At 51.5% G+C, this 15,256-nt stretch carries 16 protein-coding genes; 4 read left to right on the top strand and 12 right to left on the bottom strand.

Annotation, left to right across the window (positions count from 1 at the left end; genetic code table 11):
* Positions 1–97 precede the first annotated feature (97 nt).
* Entirely contained in the window at positions 98–1,204 is a 1,107-nt protein-coding gene (locus IE055_RS00890) for an SAM-dependent methyltransferase (RefSeq protein ID WP_189398123.1), read from the top strand.
* Here IE055_RS00890 and IE055_RS00885 read toward each other — a convergent pair.
* From IE055_RS00885 to IE055_RS00875, 3 genes are all read right to left on the bottom strand, one after another.
* Positions 1,201–2,352 carry a glycosyltransferase family 4 protein gene (locus IE055_RS00885; RefSeq protein ID WP_189398122.1) on the bottom strand — a complete coding sequence of 384 codons (1,152 nt, stop codon included), beginning with the start codon at positions 2,350–2,352 and terminating at the stop codon, positions 1,201–1,203. The genes IE055_RS00890 and IE055_RS00885 overlap by 4 nt on opposite strands.
* Positions 2,353–2,417: 65 nt before the next feature.
* The gene (locus IE055_RS00880) at positions 2,418–4,577 is read right to left on the bottom strand and encodes a penicillin acylase family protein (RefSeq protein WP_189398121.1); all 2,160 of its coding nucleotides are present in this window, start codon (positions 4,575–4,577) and stop codon (positions 2,418–2,420) included.
* Positions 4,574–4,960, bottom strand: a complete 387-nt coding sequence (locus tag IE055_RS00875) for a VOC family protein (protein WP_189398120.1) — start codon at positions 4,958–4,960, stop codon at positions 4,574–4,576. Before IE055_RS00875 ends, IE055_RS00880 begins: the two co-directional genes overlap by 4 nt.
* Before the next feature lie 169 nt (positions 4,961–5,129).
* Here IE055_RS00875 and IE055_RS00870 point away from each other — a divergent pair, with 169 nt between their 5' ends.
* The gene (locus IE055_RS00870) at positions 5,130–5,420 is read left to right on the top strand and encodes a hypothetical protein (protein WP_189398119.1); all 291 of its coding nucleotides are present in this window, start codon (positions 5,130–5,132) and stop codon (positions 5,418–5,420) included.
* Between the two features lie 14 nt (positions 5,421–5,434).
* Here IE055_RS00870 and IE055_RS00865 read toward each other — a convergent pair whose 3' ends face one another.
* Complete coding sequence (locus tag IE055_RS00865) at positions 5,435–5,869, bottom strand: DUF1801 domain-containing protein (protein WP_189398118.1); 435 nt, start codon at positions 5,867–5,869, stop codon at positions 5,435–5,437.
* 31 nt (positions 5,870–5,900) lie between these two features.
* Positions 5,901–6,776, bottom strand: coding sequence for an RDD family protein (locus IE055_RS00860; RefSeq protein ID WP_189398117.1), 876 nt, complete (start codon positions 6,774–6,776; stop codon positions 5,901–5,903).
* A gap of 139 nt (positions 6,777–6,915) precedes the next feature.
* Between IE055_RS00860 and IE055_RS00855 the strand changes: the two genes are divergently transcribed.
* Positions 6,916–8,253, top strand: a complete 1,338-nt coding sequence (locus IE055_RS00855; protein WP_189398116.1) for a cytochrome P450 — start codon at positions 6,916–6,918, stop codon at positions 8,251–8,253.
* Here the strand turns inward: IE055_RS00855 and IE055_RS00850 are convergent, their stop codons facing one another.
* Together IE055_RS00850 and IE055_RS00845 are read right to left on the bottom strand one after the other, a co-directional pair.
* Positions 8,254–9,651: an alanine/glycine:cation symporter family protein gene (locus IE055_RS00850; protein WP_189398115.1), complete on the bottom strand. Its 1,398-nt coding sequence runs from the start codon at positions 9,649–9,651 to the stop codon at positions 8,254–8,256. It abuts the gene before it with no gap.
* A gap of 16 nt (positions 9,652–9,667) precedes the next feature.
* Positions 9,668–10,375, bottom strand: coding sequence for an aspartate/glutamate racemase family protein (locus IE055_RS00845; protein WP_189398114.1), 708 nt, complete (start codon positions 10,373–10,375; stop codon positions 9,668–9,670).
* A 74-nt stretch (positions 10,376–10,449) separates the two neighbouring features.
* Between IE055_RS00845 and IE055_RS00840 the strand changes: the two genes are divergently transcribed.
* Positions 10,450–11,253, top strand: a complete 804-nt coding sequence (locus tag IE055_RS00840) for a hypothetical protein (RefSeq protein ID WP_189398113.1) — start codon at positions 10,450–10,452, stop codon at positions 11,251–11,253.
* A gap of 3 nt (positions 11,254–11,256) precedes the next feature.
* On the opposite strand, the gene IE055_RS00835 is transcribed toward IE055_RS00840, so the two are convergent.
* From IE055_RS00835 to IE055_RS00815, 5 genes are read right to left on the bottom strand one after another with little or no spacing between them, the layout of a single operon-like run.
* The gene (locus tag IE055_RS00835; RefSeq protein WP_189398112.1) at positions 11,257–11,808 is read right to left on the bottom strand and encodes a PDZ domain-containing protein; all 552 of its coding nucleotides are present in this window, start codon (positions 11,806–11,808) and stop codon (positions 11,257–11,259) included.
* Between the two features lie 18 nt (positions 11,809–11,826).
* Positions 11,827–12,483: a hypothetical protein gene (locus tag IE055_RS00830; protein ID WP_189398111.1), complete on the bottom strand. Its 657-nt coding sequence runs from the start codon at positions 12,481–12,483 to the stop codon at positions 11,827–11,829.
* Positions 12,483–13,118: an RNA polymerase sigma factor gene (locus IE055_RS00825; RefSeq protein WP_189398110.1), complete on the bottom strand. Its 636-nt coding sequence runs from the start codon at positions 13,116–13,118 to the stop codon at positions 12,483–12,485. The genes IE055_RS00830 and IE055_RS00825 overlap by 1 nt, the downstream gene beginning before the upstream one ends.
* A gap of 43 nt (positions 13,119–13,161) precedes the next feature.
* Positions 13,162–14,406: a winged helix-turn-helix domain-containing protein gene (locus IE055_RS00820; protein WP_229794059.1), complete on the bottom strand. Its 1,245-nt coding sequence runs from the start codon at positions 14,404–14,406 to the stop codon at positions 13,162–13,164.
* Positions 14,379–14,990, bottom strand: a complete 612-nt coding sequence (locus IE055_RS00815; RefSeq protein WP_189398109.1) for a DUF938 domain-containing protein — start codon at positions 14,988–14,990, stop codon at positions 14,379–14,381. The genes IE055_RS00820 and IE055_RS00815 overlap by 28 nt, the downstream gene beginning before the upstream one ends.
* Positions 14,991–15,256 lie beyond the last annotated feature (266 nt).

Raw genomic sequence — 15,256 nt, 5'->3', positions numbered from 1 at the left:
CAGTTAAGTTTAGGGCTTCACGCCCAGACATGTGGTCAGTAGTTTCACAAACAGTTGCTAGTATGCCGAAGCAAGGTTACAAACTTCAAATAATTCCATGTCATCGTTTGCCGATTCTAAAAACTCGACCGAGACCAGCGCATTGCCCCTGGCCGACCGGCTCATCGACTGGGCGGAGCTCGGCAAGCTCCCCGATTTTCTTGTTCGGTATGGCATCCGTCGATTATGTCGAGCGCGGCTGAAGGACGAATACATCGATGATCCGGCACGCCAACAACAACGATTTCAGACATTGATTGAGTCACTGCGCAGCAGCCCAATCGCGATCGAAACCAACACCGCCAACGAACAGCACTACGAAGTGCCCTGTGAATTTTATTTAGCAGCACTGGGTGAGCGGCTCAAGTACAGTTGTGCCTATTATCCTGAACTTGACGGCGCAAAGTCGAGTCACACCAATCTTAATCAGGCCGAGGAAGCGATGTTGTCGCTGTACATGTCAAGGGCACAATTGCAGGATGGGCAATCAATTCTCGAATTGGGCTGTGGTTGGGGTTCGTTAACTCTGTGGATGGCCGAAAGACTACCGTCAGCGCGGATCACCGCAGTCTCCAATTCTGCCACTCAAAAAGCGTTTATTGATGCACAATGCAGATCCAAAGGTCTGAGTAACGTGACAGTAATGACCTGCGATATGAATGAGCTGACGCTGGCGCACGCGCAGTTTGATCGCTGCATCTCAATTGAGATGTTCGAACATATGCGCAACTATCAGCAATTGCTCAACCGCATTGCGGGCTGGTTGGACGCCAATGGCAAGCTGTTCATCCATATTTTCGCGCATCGCACCTTGATGTACCCGTTTGAAGTACAGAACCGGGATGATTGGATGTCGAAATACTTTTTCACCGGCGGCCTGATGCCCGCGACCGACACACTGCTCCACTTTCAGGACGATCTTCGACTTGATCAGCGCTGGCTGCTGAACGGTAAGCATTATGAACGCACATCGAATGATTGGCTGGCAAATATGGACGCGAATCGAGACCAAATTGAGGCCCTATTTACTCAAACATATGGTGCTGACCAAGCCATACGTTGGGTCAATCGCTGGCGTTTGTTTTTTCTAGCTTGCGCCGAACTATTTGGTCTGGATGATGGGCGTCAATGGATGGTTGCGCATTATTTGTTCGATAAGCGCTAACGCTTTGACTCGGTGCTCGGACTGCACGGCCCGTCAGTGTAGAGCTGAGTTGCTTTCGCCGGGTCAGTACTGAGCAGTTGTTCACAAAGCGCTACGGTACGCTCCGCGGCGACTTCGGCGCACCACAGGTTCGCCATGCGCTGTTGTGCAGCGCGCCCCATCGCCGCTAAACCTGATGGTGAGAGGGTAAGAACTCGCTCGAGCGCTGGCTGATAATCATTCCTGTGGTAGAGAAATCCACTTTGGCCATGCTCGATCAACCATGCCGCAGCCCCAAGCTCAGCACTCGCGATCACACAACACCCGTTTGACATTGCCTCGTTCACCACCATGCCCCAGCCCTCTCCATGATGGCTAGTCATCAGAAATACATCGGCTTGCCGCATGTGCTCAATCACCTGCTCTGGCGTCTGCCAACCCGTGAGCGTTACGTGGCCCCGTAAGCCCACTTGGTTTATCTGAGCGTCGACCTCCGTCCGTAATTCACCATCACCGATCATGGTCAGATGACATTCGCGACCACCATCCAGCAGCGCCCGCGTGATTTCAAGCGCCATATAAGGTTGCTTGACCGGGCTTAGGCGCGCACACCAGAGCAACTGCAAGCACGCATTCGGCGTTCGATCAATCCCGACTTCAGGCCGATGCATAAAATACCCGTAACGCCAACTCCGCCCTCGAAACAGACCGAGGTTATTAAGGTCCGCAGCCGCATAGCGCCCGATTGCTAAAAAGTGATAGTTGGCACGATCCACCGAGTAATAATTTTTAATCAGGTGAGGTAATCGCGACAGACGCCGCCAGACCGTCGGCGTTTTTTTCCACAACCGCTCCTGACACGCAAAGGTCAGTTTTCCCGCACGGATTCGCGCGCGTACAAAGCCAATTGGAAATCGCCCTTGAATAACCACGTCCGCGTTGTCAATCCACTCGAGAGCTTCGTCGCGCTCGACATCGGATTGCCACCATCGAAGAATACAGCGGTCTTCGTACTCATCGCGCCAACCCATCTCAGTGCGCGCATCGCTGGTTGGTTGGTGGAAGACGATACGAAAATTATCCGCACCCAAGTGCGCCACCATAGCGCGTGCAAAATGCATCTGATGGTAGGAAGCTTGGTTAGTCAGAAAAAGGATACGTAACGACATGCCAGAATTATACGTGACACCGCCAGGCAACTTAACCCTATTGCGCCCCAGACTGGGCGATTGCGTTAGCGACCTGTCTGTGGTCGGTAACGCCGAGTTGCGCGTGACTCAAGTGCCGCCTTGTTCAGCACCGGCCTGCGCCACTGTCGCTCAGCAAACAATGGTGCTTGATCCGCATAATGCGGCGAGTTTTGGTCAGTGGTGGCACTGCCAAACTGATGGATTACCCGTGCTGTTTGTTGCCCACTGGCATCCCATTCCACCAACGCAATCCAGGTATCACCATGCGACGCCCAGGGCTTCTGGTCTGGCTCGAAATCCAGCGCATAAATTGCGCGCAGCACGTCCGGGCCACCATCCACCGGCACATCGACCTTGCCTCGCACCAGACGATTCACCTCGCCCCAGCGTACCCGGTAACCACCGTAGTGACAATTGAGATAGTCAACGGCCTGCGCCAGTGCTTGGCGTAATGGACCCTCAGAGCGATCCTGTGGGGTCTCGCTTTGCGTAATTTCGCGCATTACCATCACGGCCAGTGCGGCATGCAAATTATTTCGATCGGTGTTGTAATCCCAGTCGCGTAGATAGGTTTGCGCCGCTTGGAGGGTCGGCTCGGCACTGAGATCGAGTTGCAATAACGCCTGAATGATCCGAGCGTGATCCGAATCTCGAGCATATCGGGTATCAAACTTCTGGGCTAACAGCTGGTCGCGACTTAAGCGCGTATGACCATCATTGAGCTGAAGCAATCGCAACGCGCGATTGGTTTGGTTTATCGCCAAACCCATCGACGGCGGAAAGTCATTGGACTGCAAATTATCGCTGCCGTCGGTGGCGCTAAACGGCGTATTGTTGGCATTGAATATCAAACCCGACTCTGGGTTAATCAGGGTTGGCACCTGATCAAAATCACGATAGCGCTGCCAGATGAGGTCGCGCCGGTTTCCGGGTAGGTCTTTGCGCCAATCCCAACCAGGCAATCGCTCTGGATACTGCGCATTATGAATAAAACCAATATTGCCGTCTCGGTCTGCGTACACATAGTTAATACTGGGCAAGGCATTTAACGCCATGGCGGCCATAAATTCCGTTAGATTCCGGCTGCGATTAAGTCGATAGTACTGCTCGAGCTGGCGGATCTCCCCCATACCAGCATAGCGGACAGCAATGGTATTGTGGTCGCCCTCAATCACCGAGCCATGCTCACTACGCAACAAACGACGCTGTGCCGGAAACCGAAATGGTCCCCAAAGGTGGACATCAATGGTCACTGACTGCACGTCGAAGTCGTGCCAGTTTCCATCCAACTCATATTGTAGCGGGTCTTGTGGATTGCGCGTCAGGACATAACTATCAACCAAATCAATATGGTTAACCGTATTCGCCCAAGCAAGGCTCGGGCCATATCCATGCAAAATGACTGGCGTACCTGGAAACACACCGCCCGACATAACCCAGCCGGCCTGCGATTGCAGATGTGTCTCATACCAGGCAACTGGACCCGTCATAGGCTGATGCGAATTGATCAATAAACGCGTGGCTCCGTCAGTACTGCGCTTTGGCGCCACCGCGATAGCATTCGAACCCAGTTCGACACCACGAGCTTCGGTCAACGACCATGAGTGTGCTTCAGAATTGGGTGACAAGGCTATCTCAAGGCTGCGCTCAGGGTCGAACAGGGATTTCAAGGACTTATCTAAACCATAAAAAAAAGGGGTCTTGAACATAAAGCCCGCCACGACATCTTGCGCAGTGAAAGGGGCTAAACCGCGCCAAGTTTGATCCGGGTGTTGCGCGGCATAGAGGTTCAGACCGTCAGCGTACGCGGTTGCCAAGGCCTTCACATCGTCCGGCACATCGGTTGCATAGCGTTGTTCAATTGTCGGCCAGATTTGCATAAACGACACCACGTAATCTGTCGCCGCAGCGTCAAAACCTCGGTAACGCGCTAACACACCGCGGGTTGCCGCGATGGTTTCCTGCATGGTCTGGAAGTCGTCCTCCGCATGGGCATACGCCAGCCCGAAGCTCACGTCGGCATCCGTGATGCCAAATATTGCAGGCACACCCCATTCATCTCGAATAATTTCGACGTCGTATTCAGAGGCTTTGGTACGCAATACCTCAGCGCTGGGGTTTGCCGGCAAAGGGTCGTATAACCAAACCGCGGTCGCCAGTATTAGCAGCAATAGGCACAGCAAGGCGAGTTTTAAGTAGGTCATTCTGGGTCGTCCGCTGGTGGATGTAGCTTCTCAATTAGCCCGATAGGTCTCTGGTCTGGGTCATTAATAAACGCCATCCATTCTTGCGTTCCGTCACCATGCTGATGAATCTTATGAGGCATTTGTAAGATCGTGACACCCTTTAACTCAAGTGCCTTTATGGCAGATTTCAGGTCACGAATCTCAAAGTACAGAATCGATTCTGGCTGTACGACGTCTGCCCGCGACAGCATGATACGTATCCCATCACAGATCAGAAATGCCATACCCTCGAACTGGAACTGACATCGCAGGCCAAGATATTTCTGGTACCACTTAATGGATGTTTCTAGGTCAGACACGGTTCTGGTGATCTGGCCCACTCGGGTTACAACGACAGACATAGTCTCCTGCGCGCCAGCGACGGCTTTTCTAATGCGGTTAATATCACTAAATCACCCAACTGGGTGATTTACTGTGACTGCAATCAGGGTAGGATACAGCATATACCGATCCTACAGGGTACCAGCGGTGTGCTGGTAGATGGACGAACAATTAAAAAGGAGCACAATTATGTATGCAGAACAAATCGATATCACGCAACTAACCCCTATTCAAGCCAAGGTTTTATCTCGCATAGCCTATCAAACCTGGCAAATCACTGGCCGCAGCGTGGCATTACGAGATCCTGAGCTGCTGACCAAGCTGGAAATTATTCTGCGACAGACACATGAGCATGGTCTGCTGCGCGAACTCCTGTCACTCGCGGAAGAACTGCGTGACCTTGGAACAGTTTGCCTAGTCTCTGAACGCGTGGTCGAAGATTTTCACGAACTCGGTGTGTGCGTGTCTTACGCGGCTTAATCCATCACACTAAACTAGAGTCGAACTTCGTGCGAATTGGCTAAGTCGGCAAGACCGCGTTTAACTAAAATGGCCACGACATCCAGGTCAATGTCGTTCAGGTGCTTGAGATACAAACACGACTTACCTAGTTTATGGGGTCCCAGCTTGCTCATCAGATCAGCATAATTCTGATAGCCCGGCATAATGTAAAGTACCGGGCCACTTTTGCGCATCGCAAATCCGGACGCCATAAACTGTCCCTCATCGCCATTCGCGCGGTAATACGTGTATTCGCCGTAACCGATAATACTTCCGCCCCACATTTTGGGTTTCGCACCCGTTGCTCCACGAAATAGGGCATCCAGCGTTTGCGCCGCTTGGCGAACTGACTCTGGGTGTAGGCTGGCGATGAAGTCCGCGACACTGGCTTCGTTTTTGGCTGTCTTTAGACTTATTTTCTTTGTCATACTCGTTGCCTTCCCCCCAATCTAAATTCGTCTAAGAAGCTTGGGGTATCTCGAGCGGAGACGCCCGCTCCTGAAGCGTTGGTTTTCGCGTGTCGATTACTACTGTCTCGGAAATCTTGTCCTGGATCGCCTGGCGATTTACATCCCAGTACACTTGCATATACCCAAGTAAGCCGGTTGCCAACCCAGCGCCATAGCCACCATACCGGCCGAAGCTGTCCCATAACGAAAGGTCACGACCATCAATACGAATTATTCGTGTACCGACAATCCGTTTACCAACAGTCTGCCCGTTAAGCCACGCCACACAGACGGTGAAATAGACCGCAGCCCAACCAAAACTGATGCCTAAATCCGCGAACATACCACGTAACCAATCGATCACACTGGGTGTCAGTACGTCACTGGATTTCGGTTTTGTCTCATCGCTATCGAGGTCCCAGTTCTGCCCTACTCCACCGTTTTGCTCGTTGGCGATTGCCAACTCAGCCTGCGCATCGACTAGGGCATCGGCCGCTTTAATTTCTTCTCGGGTCGCTCCCTCCACATCGTCACGTACTTCTACGACGGCGTCTAGACCAGCCATTTCAACGATTGAATCTTCGGTGACCGCCGTGACGGCAACCACAATAATTAGACACAAAAGGGCGAGAGTGCAAAGCAGCACACCTGCGACCATACGATTACCTCGACGCACGAGTTGCAAGCCAGCAGCCAAAGATAATACGCCGGTGACGCCAATCAATATTGCACCATTTAAGGAGGCGATTAAGCCCACCACAATAAGATCCAGCAATATGCCGATCAAGCGCTTGCTTGGACTGGCCAGTGCTTTGCCAAGTAATTTTTCAGATACCTTAAAGTCGTAGGGCGTGATATAGCGCCTAGGGTCCTGGGTATTGTGCATTTAATACGTACCGCTCACTAATTTTAATTGACAACAGTGCGACAATCGATTCTTAGTCGATTTTTTTGATCGCGACCTCATCTAATCTCCACGAAAATGGTATACATTATGTCCACCATCAACCAATCGGTGCTTCCCCATGACGGCTCCACTGCGCGCCATACCTGGTGAAAACGGCCTACCGGTCGTCGGCCATACGCTACAGTTTATTCGCAATTGCAATGCCTTGTTTCAGGAAATGCATGGAAAATACGGCCCCGTGTATTTTAACCGGTATTTGTCTACTCGGGCCGTACATTTGATGACACCGGCGGGCAACGAATTTGTATTATTAGATCGAGACAAAAATTTTTCCAGCCGGCGCGCATGGAATAAGTCGTTGCGGCACCTATTCCCAAACGGTTTAATGCTACGCGACGGTGACGAGCATCGTCAGCACCGACGTTTGATGGGGGCCCCTTTCAAAGCCAGCGCCTTGAAAGGTTATGTCGAGGACATGAACCCCTCGATCGCCAGTACCGTAACTGGTTGGGGTTTACAACGTGACTTTCGGTTTTATCGCGCCATCAAAGAGTTGACCCTGGATCTGGCCGCAAACATTTTTGTTGGGCAATCGCTAAACCGTGAGTCACAGCGCGTGAACCGTGCCTTTGTTGATTTGGTCGAAGCCTCCATGGTGGTGGTTCGATACCCTGTGCTGGGTAACAAATACCAACGCGGCCTTGAAGGCCGGGCGTACCTAGTGGATTACTTTGGATCACGCATCGCCGCCAAACAACAGTCGAAAGACACCGATATGTTTGCCGAGATTTGTCGTGCCCAGGACGACGATGGCAATGGTTTCAGTCACCAGGATACCATCGACCACATCATCTTCCTTATGATGGCGGCACACGACACCACCACGAGTGCTTTATCCAGCGTGTGCTTCGCGCTGGCGAAAAATCCGGAATGGCAACAGCGCATTCGCAATGAAGCCCAGGCGTTCGGCAGCGCCCAACTCGATTACGATCAAATGCCCGAGTTTGAATCCGCTGAACTGGTATTCAAAGAGGCCTTGCGTTTGTATCCGCCTTTACCCGTCATTCCGCGTCAAGCACTGCAGGACTGCGAGTTTGAAGGATTCCAGATTTTACGGGGCGACCAAGTCTTTGTAAGCCCCTATTGGACGCATCGTACACCAGAGATCTGGAGTAATCCGGAACAATTTGACCCGGAACGTTTTAATTCGGAACGTGCCGAAGACCGGATACACAAACACGCTTGGATACCGTTTGGCGGCGGCGCGCACAAATGCCTGGGGCTGCGATTTGCAGACTTTCAGGTCAAGCTCGTCTTGTTTCATCTGCTACGCCATTACGAAATCAGCGTCAAACCCGGCTACGAAATGCCATATCAACCCGCGCCAATTGGCAAACCGATCGACTTATTGCCGTTACAGCTGAAACCGATCCATCCTGGTCGCGCCGCAGCCTGATTACCAAATGTCCGTTTCAGTTCGACCTTGAACCGGGCATTTTGCTGCTTGGAACTCGGGCTTGCCACCGGCCAGACGCTGGCGTTGATAATCCCGTGTGACCGACAACACGGTTCGCGTAAGCAGCACCAGCGCCACCACATTGATCACTGCCATCAAGCCGAAAGCCATGTCTGCCGTAGCCCAAACCTGGCGCAACTGCACATTGCAGCCGATGAACATCATTGCCAAAAAAACCATTGTAAAGCCGTGGCGCCCCCATTGTGTATCGAGCTTAAAGAAGTGCAGATTACTCTCAGCGTAAGCGTAGTTCCCAACGATTGAGGTAAAGCCGAATAGGCAAATAGCCAGCGCCACGAAATGGCCACCAAGAGGGCCAATATGCGTGGTCATAGCACGTTGAGTCATGCGAATACCTTCCATTTCACCACTCAAAGATCCGTTGGCAAGCAGAATCACAAACGCGGTGCAGGTACAGATAACAAGCGTATCGAAAAACACGCCTAACATTTGGACGTAGCCCTGAGACGCGGGATGGTTAGGTGTAGGCGCGGCCGCCGCAGCCGCCTGCGGCACACTCCCAGCACCTGCTTCGTTCGAATACAAACCACGCTGGATACCATTTTTTAGCGCGGCTGCAAACGTTCCGGCGCCCGCTTCCTGCCAACCAAAGGCAGAACTGACAATCTGCCAGAATAAGTCAGGGATCGCCGACCAATTTGCGATACAGATTCCCAGTGCCATTAACACAAAAATAGCGCCCATCACCGGCACGACCAGTTCGGAAAACCGAGCGATTGATCGCAGACCGCCGACCACGATCACAGCAGCTAAAACGGTCAACGCCAAGGCGGTGTAGACGACTGGGATCGCATAACTGTGATTCAAGGCATCGGCGATCGTATTGGCCTGAGTGGCGCTAAACACAAAGCCATACCCGAACAACACGAAACACGAGAACAGTCCCGCAAGCCAAGGATTATTCAACCCCTGTTTGATGTAGTACGCTGGACCACCACGAAATTCGTTATTAGCGTCTCGCACTTTATACACTTGCGCTAATAGGCTTTCCGCAAACCCAGTGGCCATACCCAGCAAGGCAATCATCCACATCCAAAATATCGCGCCTGGCCCACCCAGCGATATCGCGATGGCAACACCGGCTAAATTTCCAGTGCCAACACGCGCGGATAAACTCATACACAACGCCTGAAATGAGCTAATACCCGCCTGGTTTGCTGAACGGCTGTTCTTGAGTAAGCTGAACATGTGCCCAAAATGGCGTAGCTGCAAAAACCCCAAGCGCACGGTAAACCAAACGCCAACTGCAATCAGTGCATAGACAAGAATGGCGCCCCAAAGCACGCCATTAATTTGTGAAACAAGGTCGTAAATCATCATTTATCTCGTTGTTCTATTCTGCGTCTGAGCCACCATCGAGCATAAAATCGACCGCCGCATGCGCATGAATGGCAGTGGTGTCGTATAAGCTCAGGGCAGTATCTGCCTGATTCACGAGCAAGCCAATTTCCGTGCAACCTAATATCACGGCCTCGGCACCGCGTGCCTGCAAGTCAGAAATAACCGATAGATACGCGGCGCGTGATGCATCACGTATCCGCCCCTGACACAGTTCCTCATAGATTACCTGATGTACCAGGATACGCTGTTTAGCATGCGGGATTATCACATCAAGTCCGGCAGCCTGTAAGCGCCCGACATAAAAGTCCTGCTCCATGGTAAACGCCGTACCTAACAGGCCGACCCGGCGAACCCCATCGCAAACCAGTACTCCCGCCGTGGCATCGGCAATATGAAGTAAAGGAATGTTAATCGCAGCCTGAACCTGATCGGCTACCTTATGCATAGTGTTGGTACAGATCAGCAGGCCTTGCGCCCCGGCACGTTCAACCGCCCGCGCCGCATCACTGAGGATAACCGCCGTGGTAGCCCAATCGCCCTGATGTTGCAACTGTTCGATCTCGGCAAAGTTCAGACTCGCCAGCACCAGCTTTGCGGAGTGCAAACCACCCAACTGCGATTTGACCCCTTGATTGATGGCCTGATAGTAGGTCACGGTACTTTCCCAACTCATGCCACCCAGTAAACCAATCGTCTTCATCTGTTCTCTCTAGTGTTAATCATGTATGCACGGTGTCACAAAGTGCGCTACAGTCGCCAACTTCGCAAGCTACAATGAGTCCACCTGTAATGCAAACTCCGATCAAAGTGATTCTACTGTCCGTCTTCGTCATCGGTGTGATTGCGGCGGGAATGTGGTTGCTCCCAAATAGCGTCAAAACCATGCCACAAAACCAACCTGACGCGGAGGCCGCGAACACCGAAACCTCGGACGCCAGCAACCCGTTCGTATCGCAAAGCGGCCAAATTTCACCTCAGATGCTGGAGTTTATGGTGCGCGATGTGAGCGCGAAATTGCGTGATGAGCTCTTAACTGTGTTTGCCGATGACACGACGACTGCGACGCAAATCGCAACACTGGCGGAACAAAAGATTCGACGTGACGTTGAACTACTTTCCAGCATGTCAAACAGCCAACCCTGGTCGCTGGTGAACAACACCACCGCGCAGCAAGCCCGCGTTCAGGACCAGACTGCACTCGAAACCAATCGCGTTCGATTTGAGCACGCACTGACGGCCGTGCTAAACGCCGAGCAGCAACAGCGGTTTAGGGCATTTGAGCGGCAACGCGCAGAACCCGTGTACCGTAATAGTGCGACCCTATTTGCTTTAAAACTGAATATCGGCGTCGGTGGTTTGTCCGACGACCAAGTGATGGCCGTCAATCAAGCGTCTGTGGAACTACTGGGGGCAGCGTTAGACACACTGCCTATTGGAACAACCATTGGCCAACAGCTCTTGGCCGACAAGCAACGTATACCGGCATTGATGCGCTTCAGGAACGCTACCTACAACGTATTGACCGCAGAGCAGAAAGCTCGGTTTGCCGACTCCCTGGCATCGTCGTTAATAAACTAGACACTATTTGCGCTTGATTGTCATCACATAACCCGGATGATTGATTTCGCCCACGGTAACTGGAATCTCTAACGCTTCTGGTCCGCGATAGACCTTGAACAGCATAGTCTGCCCGGTTTTCATTTTCATCAGCTGGTGGTAGTACGCCTCTTTGATCTCATCCATCTTACTGGAGACCAGATTCACGCCATTTAGTTCCACCACCATGTCACCGGTTTGAAGACCTGCGGCTTTGGCATTGTGTCCGGGCGTCACACAGGTAAGCTGAACACCACCCGGCGTAATCTCTGAACAGATACCCAGAAATGGTTTGCGAATCGGATCTTGATTCACCGTAATGGTTTCTTCGCCACTCATATCCAACAACTTCTTGGCCAAGAAGCTGATCTCATACTTGATCTCATCCTGATGCTTTTCTTTGGTCCAGGCTTTGATGTCTTTGCTTTTGTTCTTCTCCTGCTGTTTGCTTTCGCCAGCGTGGGACACCTGCAAAACCATGGCGGTCGCCAGCAAAATCATAGCGGTCAGAGGTCGTTTGAGTTTCATTGTTTTCATTCGTTTACCTAATACGGATCAGTATCGTGCGTTCACTACATTGTCTTTGCGCTGATAAAAAAGTCGGTTCAGCTCATTGAGCACCTCGACTCGATCAGACCACAAAATTTGCAAGCGCTCAGCATCCTGCTGCGACGCTGAGTTCGTTGCTTGCAACTCCTGATCGACGTAAGTCAACTTCCAGTAGAGCCGCTCGGCAGCGGCTCGATCGTCGTCGCTCAGCACATCATTTTGTGCCACTACCTGTTGTAACACGGTTTCTAAACCGCGTGAATTCAACATCAACTGGTTTATGCTGGCTTGCATCTGATTGCTAGCGCGCTGTTGCTGTGTGCTTTGCTGATTCAGCATAAACACGCTGATCAAGCCAACAAACGCGATAGATGCAGCTAAAGTATAAATTGCACGAGTCAACGAACTGTTGGGATTTGTTGTCGCTTGCTTTGTGTGCGACCGCAGCGCCATAATTTGCGCCGACGGCAGTTCGCTCGCGGCCAATATCCGTTGCCAAGCATCTTCCGGCGGTGCCTGGTCTGCGGTATCAAATATTCTCCCAGCCATCTTATCCAGATACGCCATCTCGGCCTGACATTGAGTGCAAGATTGAACATGCGAGGCCATCGCATTGGGAATGCCATCGCGGAGGTCATTGAGTTGTTCTACTGTTGCGTGCATTAGTGTTCACCTATTGTGGAACCGAATTCCGAGCTTGGAATACGCTCACGTAAAAACTGTAAAGCCCGAGCTACCACTGACTTTGAATAACTTGGGGTCTTATTGACTAGGTTTGCAATTTCATTGTGCGTGTAACCTTCTACCTCTTTGAGCCATAAAATCAAACGCATGTCTGCCGGCAATTTATTCAGCAGCAGAGTCATATCGCTCTGGGCTGTCAGTCGCTGTGAAAAGTCATGGCTTGATGAAGGGTAAACACCATCACTACCGGTATCCTGCATCTGCTCAAAAAAACCGTCTTCGTCACTCGACATAACGGCATTATGCTTTTTGTGCTTGCGCAAATACATCAAACTTTCATTCACCGCAATCTGTCGCAACCACATCCCCAATGGCGCTCGACCTTCGTAAGTCGGTAATTTATTGATCAGCTGTATAAACGTATTGTGCAGCACGTCTTCCGCACACTCTGTCGAACCGCATATTCCCAACGCTAAAGTGAATATGGCGCGCGAATACGTTTTATACAGCTGACCATGCGCACGAGGGTCGCCCTGTTTGGCATCCAGCACAATATCGTCAGCCACCACCTGCTGAAAACGTTGGTACTGGATTGATGAGTTTCCACCGTGCATAAGACTAAGATGCTGAAGGTTCGACTATGGTCGCAAAAAAATATTATTTCGGCAGTAAACAGGTAATCAACTGTTTATGAGCCACTGAATCCAAAACCTGACCACCAACTTCAATCATACCGAAGTCGATATCCTGCGCGCCATTAAAGTCAGCAAATCGTTGTAATTCAGCGCCCAGCGCAGCCACGAAGTCAGCATGTTGGACGTCATTCAGATACAGGCTCAAGACCTGCAAGCAACCAGATTGCCGGTCTACCTTGCAGTCAACCCGACCAGTGAAATGGTGTCCATACAAAATCGGCAAGACAAAATACCCATACCGACGCTTAGCAGCCGGGACATAGCACTCGATCTGATAGTCAAAATCAAACAGTTGCCTAAGCCGACTACGTTGAATGACGCAATTGTCAAATGGTGACAAAATACGAACGCAGCGCCGACTGAGCGGTTTAGAAAGTTGCGACAAGCTTTTAGGCAACGCGTAGACCGGCTCCTTAAAACTCAGTTTAGGCAGTTTCAGCTCAACCAGATCTCCGACCTCGCATAAGTCTCGACACACAGCCTGTACTGGTGCACGCATACCTCTGCGTAAGTAGGCGATCTCACCGGCTGTTCCCAAGCCGTTGGTGGTAAGAAACCGATTAATCAGATGGTGTGCGTAGTCAGCCTCCGTTGGCATATCTGTGGCAACATTCGACGGCAAAACGCGCTCAGTCAGGTCATACACCTTTTGGAAGCCCACACGCTGCGAGACCATCAACTCGCCCTCCATGAACAGTTGCTCTAGGGCAACTTTCGTTGGTTTCCAATCCCACCATCCGGTGCCCTTGGGCATGGCCTGATTCGCCAGATCGCTGGAGCGCAACGGCCCTTCAGATTGAATTCGTTGCAACACTTCGGCAGTTAATTTGTCATTTTTTGGATGCCAATGACGCTGACCAGACGCGAACTGGCGCTTACGCGGCAAAGAAAACCGATAATCTGCAATTGGCAAATAGGCCGCGGCATGCGACCAATATTCAAACACCTTACGCCGCTGAAGAAGTTGATCCAACGTGGTCTCTGAGAAATTACTCACACGATTCCACAGCGTGTGCAAATGCGCTCTTGCCACCACAGAGATGGTGTCGATCTGCACGTAGCCGAGCTGTTGAACTGCTCGTTCCGCCGCAGCAACACCTCGGCCAAACGCATCCTTGCGGTGCAAGCCCTGACCTTGTAACGCGAGTTTTCGCGCTTCAAATGGCGACAATTCCATACTCAGGCCTGGCGCCGAAAGATCAGGCATTGGTTATTGGCCGGCATAGTGTGGTCCGCCACCAGAACCATTCCGGCCGATTGCGCTAATGTGGCCACCGCTTCAAAGTCCCGAATCCCACTGCCCACACCACGCGAACGTAAACGCGCATCGAAGGCGCGATTGCTATCGCTGGTGAAGCACTCGGCATATTTAAACGGGCCGTAACACACAAAATAACCATCACGCTCCAGTACTTTGGGAAGCTGTGCAAACAGTGCTTGAACACTAGTCCATGGCATAATATGCAAGGTGTTCGCAGTGTAGACCAGCGGGTAGCGCACGGCTGAAGCAAACCACTCAGGCCGCGTCACATCCAACTCAAGAGGGGCCGGGGTATTCGTCAGTTCAGCATTAGCTAACTGTGCTCGAATGCCCTCGAGATTCTCAGCCAGATCGGAGGTCTGCCAACGCAGTGACGGATTAGAGGCAGCAAAGTACACAGCATGCTGTGCGGTGCCTGAACCAATTTCCAGCACCGATTCCACGCTTGACAACAAATCTGTAATAACACTCAGGATCGGATCTTTGTTACGTTCGCAGGCGGGAGAAAATGGGATTAAGGATGCAGTCAAGATCACGACTCCTGTATATTTTTATCTGTGTTTAAGTGTTTTATTCGTCGTCCCAAACTCAATCAACACCCTCTGGTTAACTTACGAGCATGAGTTGCGCAGGGCGCATTATGTAATGTGAATTTGACAAACTCTACACGACATCGTATGTATTCGTTTCGTAAACAATTGTAATTCACATACTTATCACGTAGGCTGAAAATGGGTATTGGGTCAGGCCGTTCAATTCCTGCCAAACAAAGTCAGTCAATAATAAAGGACACGAA

The organism is Arenicella chitinivorans, from assembly GCF_014651515.1.
GTDB classification, from domain to species: domain Bacteria; phylum Pseudomonadota; class Gammaproteobacteria; order Arenicellales; family Arenicellaceae; genus Arenicella; species Arenicella chitinivorans.
The sequence above is the reverse complement of the archived record's forward strand: the minus strand, read 5'-3'. Positions and strand labels throughout refer to the sequence as shown.

Coding starts and splice junctions, on each gene's coding strand:
- IE055_RS00890 (WP_189398123.1), top strand. CDS start 98: ATGTCATCGTTTGCCGATTCTAAAAACTCGACCGAGACCAGCGCATTG.
- IE055_RS00885 (WP_189398122.1), bottom strand. CDS start 2,352: ATGTCGTTACGTATCCTTTTTCTGACTAACCAAGCTTCCTACCATCAG.
- IE055_RS00880 (WP_189398121.1), bottom strand. CDS start 4,577: ATGACCTACTTAAAACTCGCCTTGCTGTGCCTATTGCTGCTAATACTG.
- IE055_RS00875 (WP_189398120.1), bottom strand. CDS start 4,960: ATGTCTGTCGTTGTAACCCGAGTGGGCCAGATCACCAGAACCGTGTCT.
- IE055_RS00870 (WP_189398119.1), top strand. CDS start 5,130: ATGTATGCAGAACAAATCGATATCACGCAACTAACCCCTATTCAAGCC.
- IE055_RS00865 (WP_189398118.1), bottom strand. CDS start 5,869: ATGACAAAGAAAATAAGTCTAAAGACAGCCAAAAACGAAGCCAGTGTC.
- IE055_RS00860 (WP_189398117.1), bottom strand. CDS start 6,776: ATGCACAATACCCAGGACCCTAGGCGCTATATCACGCCCTACGACTTT.
- IE055_RS00855 (WP_189398116.1), top strand. CDS start 6,916: ATGACGGCTCCACTGCGCGCCATACCTGGTGAAAACGGCCTACCGGTC.
- IE055_RS00850 (WP_189398115.1), bottom strand. CDS start 9,651: ATGATTTACGACCTTGTTTCACAAATTAATGGCGTGCTTTGGGGCGCC.
- IE055_RS00845 (WP_189398114.1), bottom strand. CDS start 10,375: ATGAAGACGATTGGTTTACTGGGTGGCATGAGTTGGGAAAGTACCGTG.
- IE055_RS00840 (WP_189398113.1), top strand. CDS start 10,450: ATGAGTCCACCTGTAATGCAAACTCCGATCAAAGTGATTCTACTGTCC.
- IE055_RS00835 (WP_189398112.1), bottom strand. CDS start 11,808: ATGAAAACAATGAAACTCAAACGACCTCTGACCGCTATGATTTTGCTG.
- IE055_RS00830 (WP_189398111.1), bottom strand. CDS start 12,483: ATGCACGCAACAGTAGAACAACTCAATGACCTCCGCGATGGCATTCCC.
- IE055_RS00825 (WP_189398110.1), bottom strand. CDS start 13,118: ATGCACGGTGGAAACTCATCAATCCAGTACCAACGTTTTCAGCAGGTG.
- IE055_RS00820 (WP_229794059.1), bottom strand. CDS start 14,406: ATGCCTGATCTTTCGGCGCCAGGCCTGAGTATGGAATTGTCGCCATTT.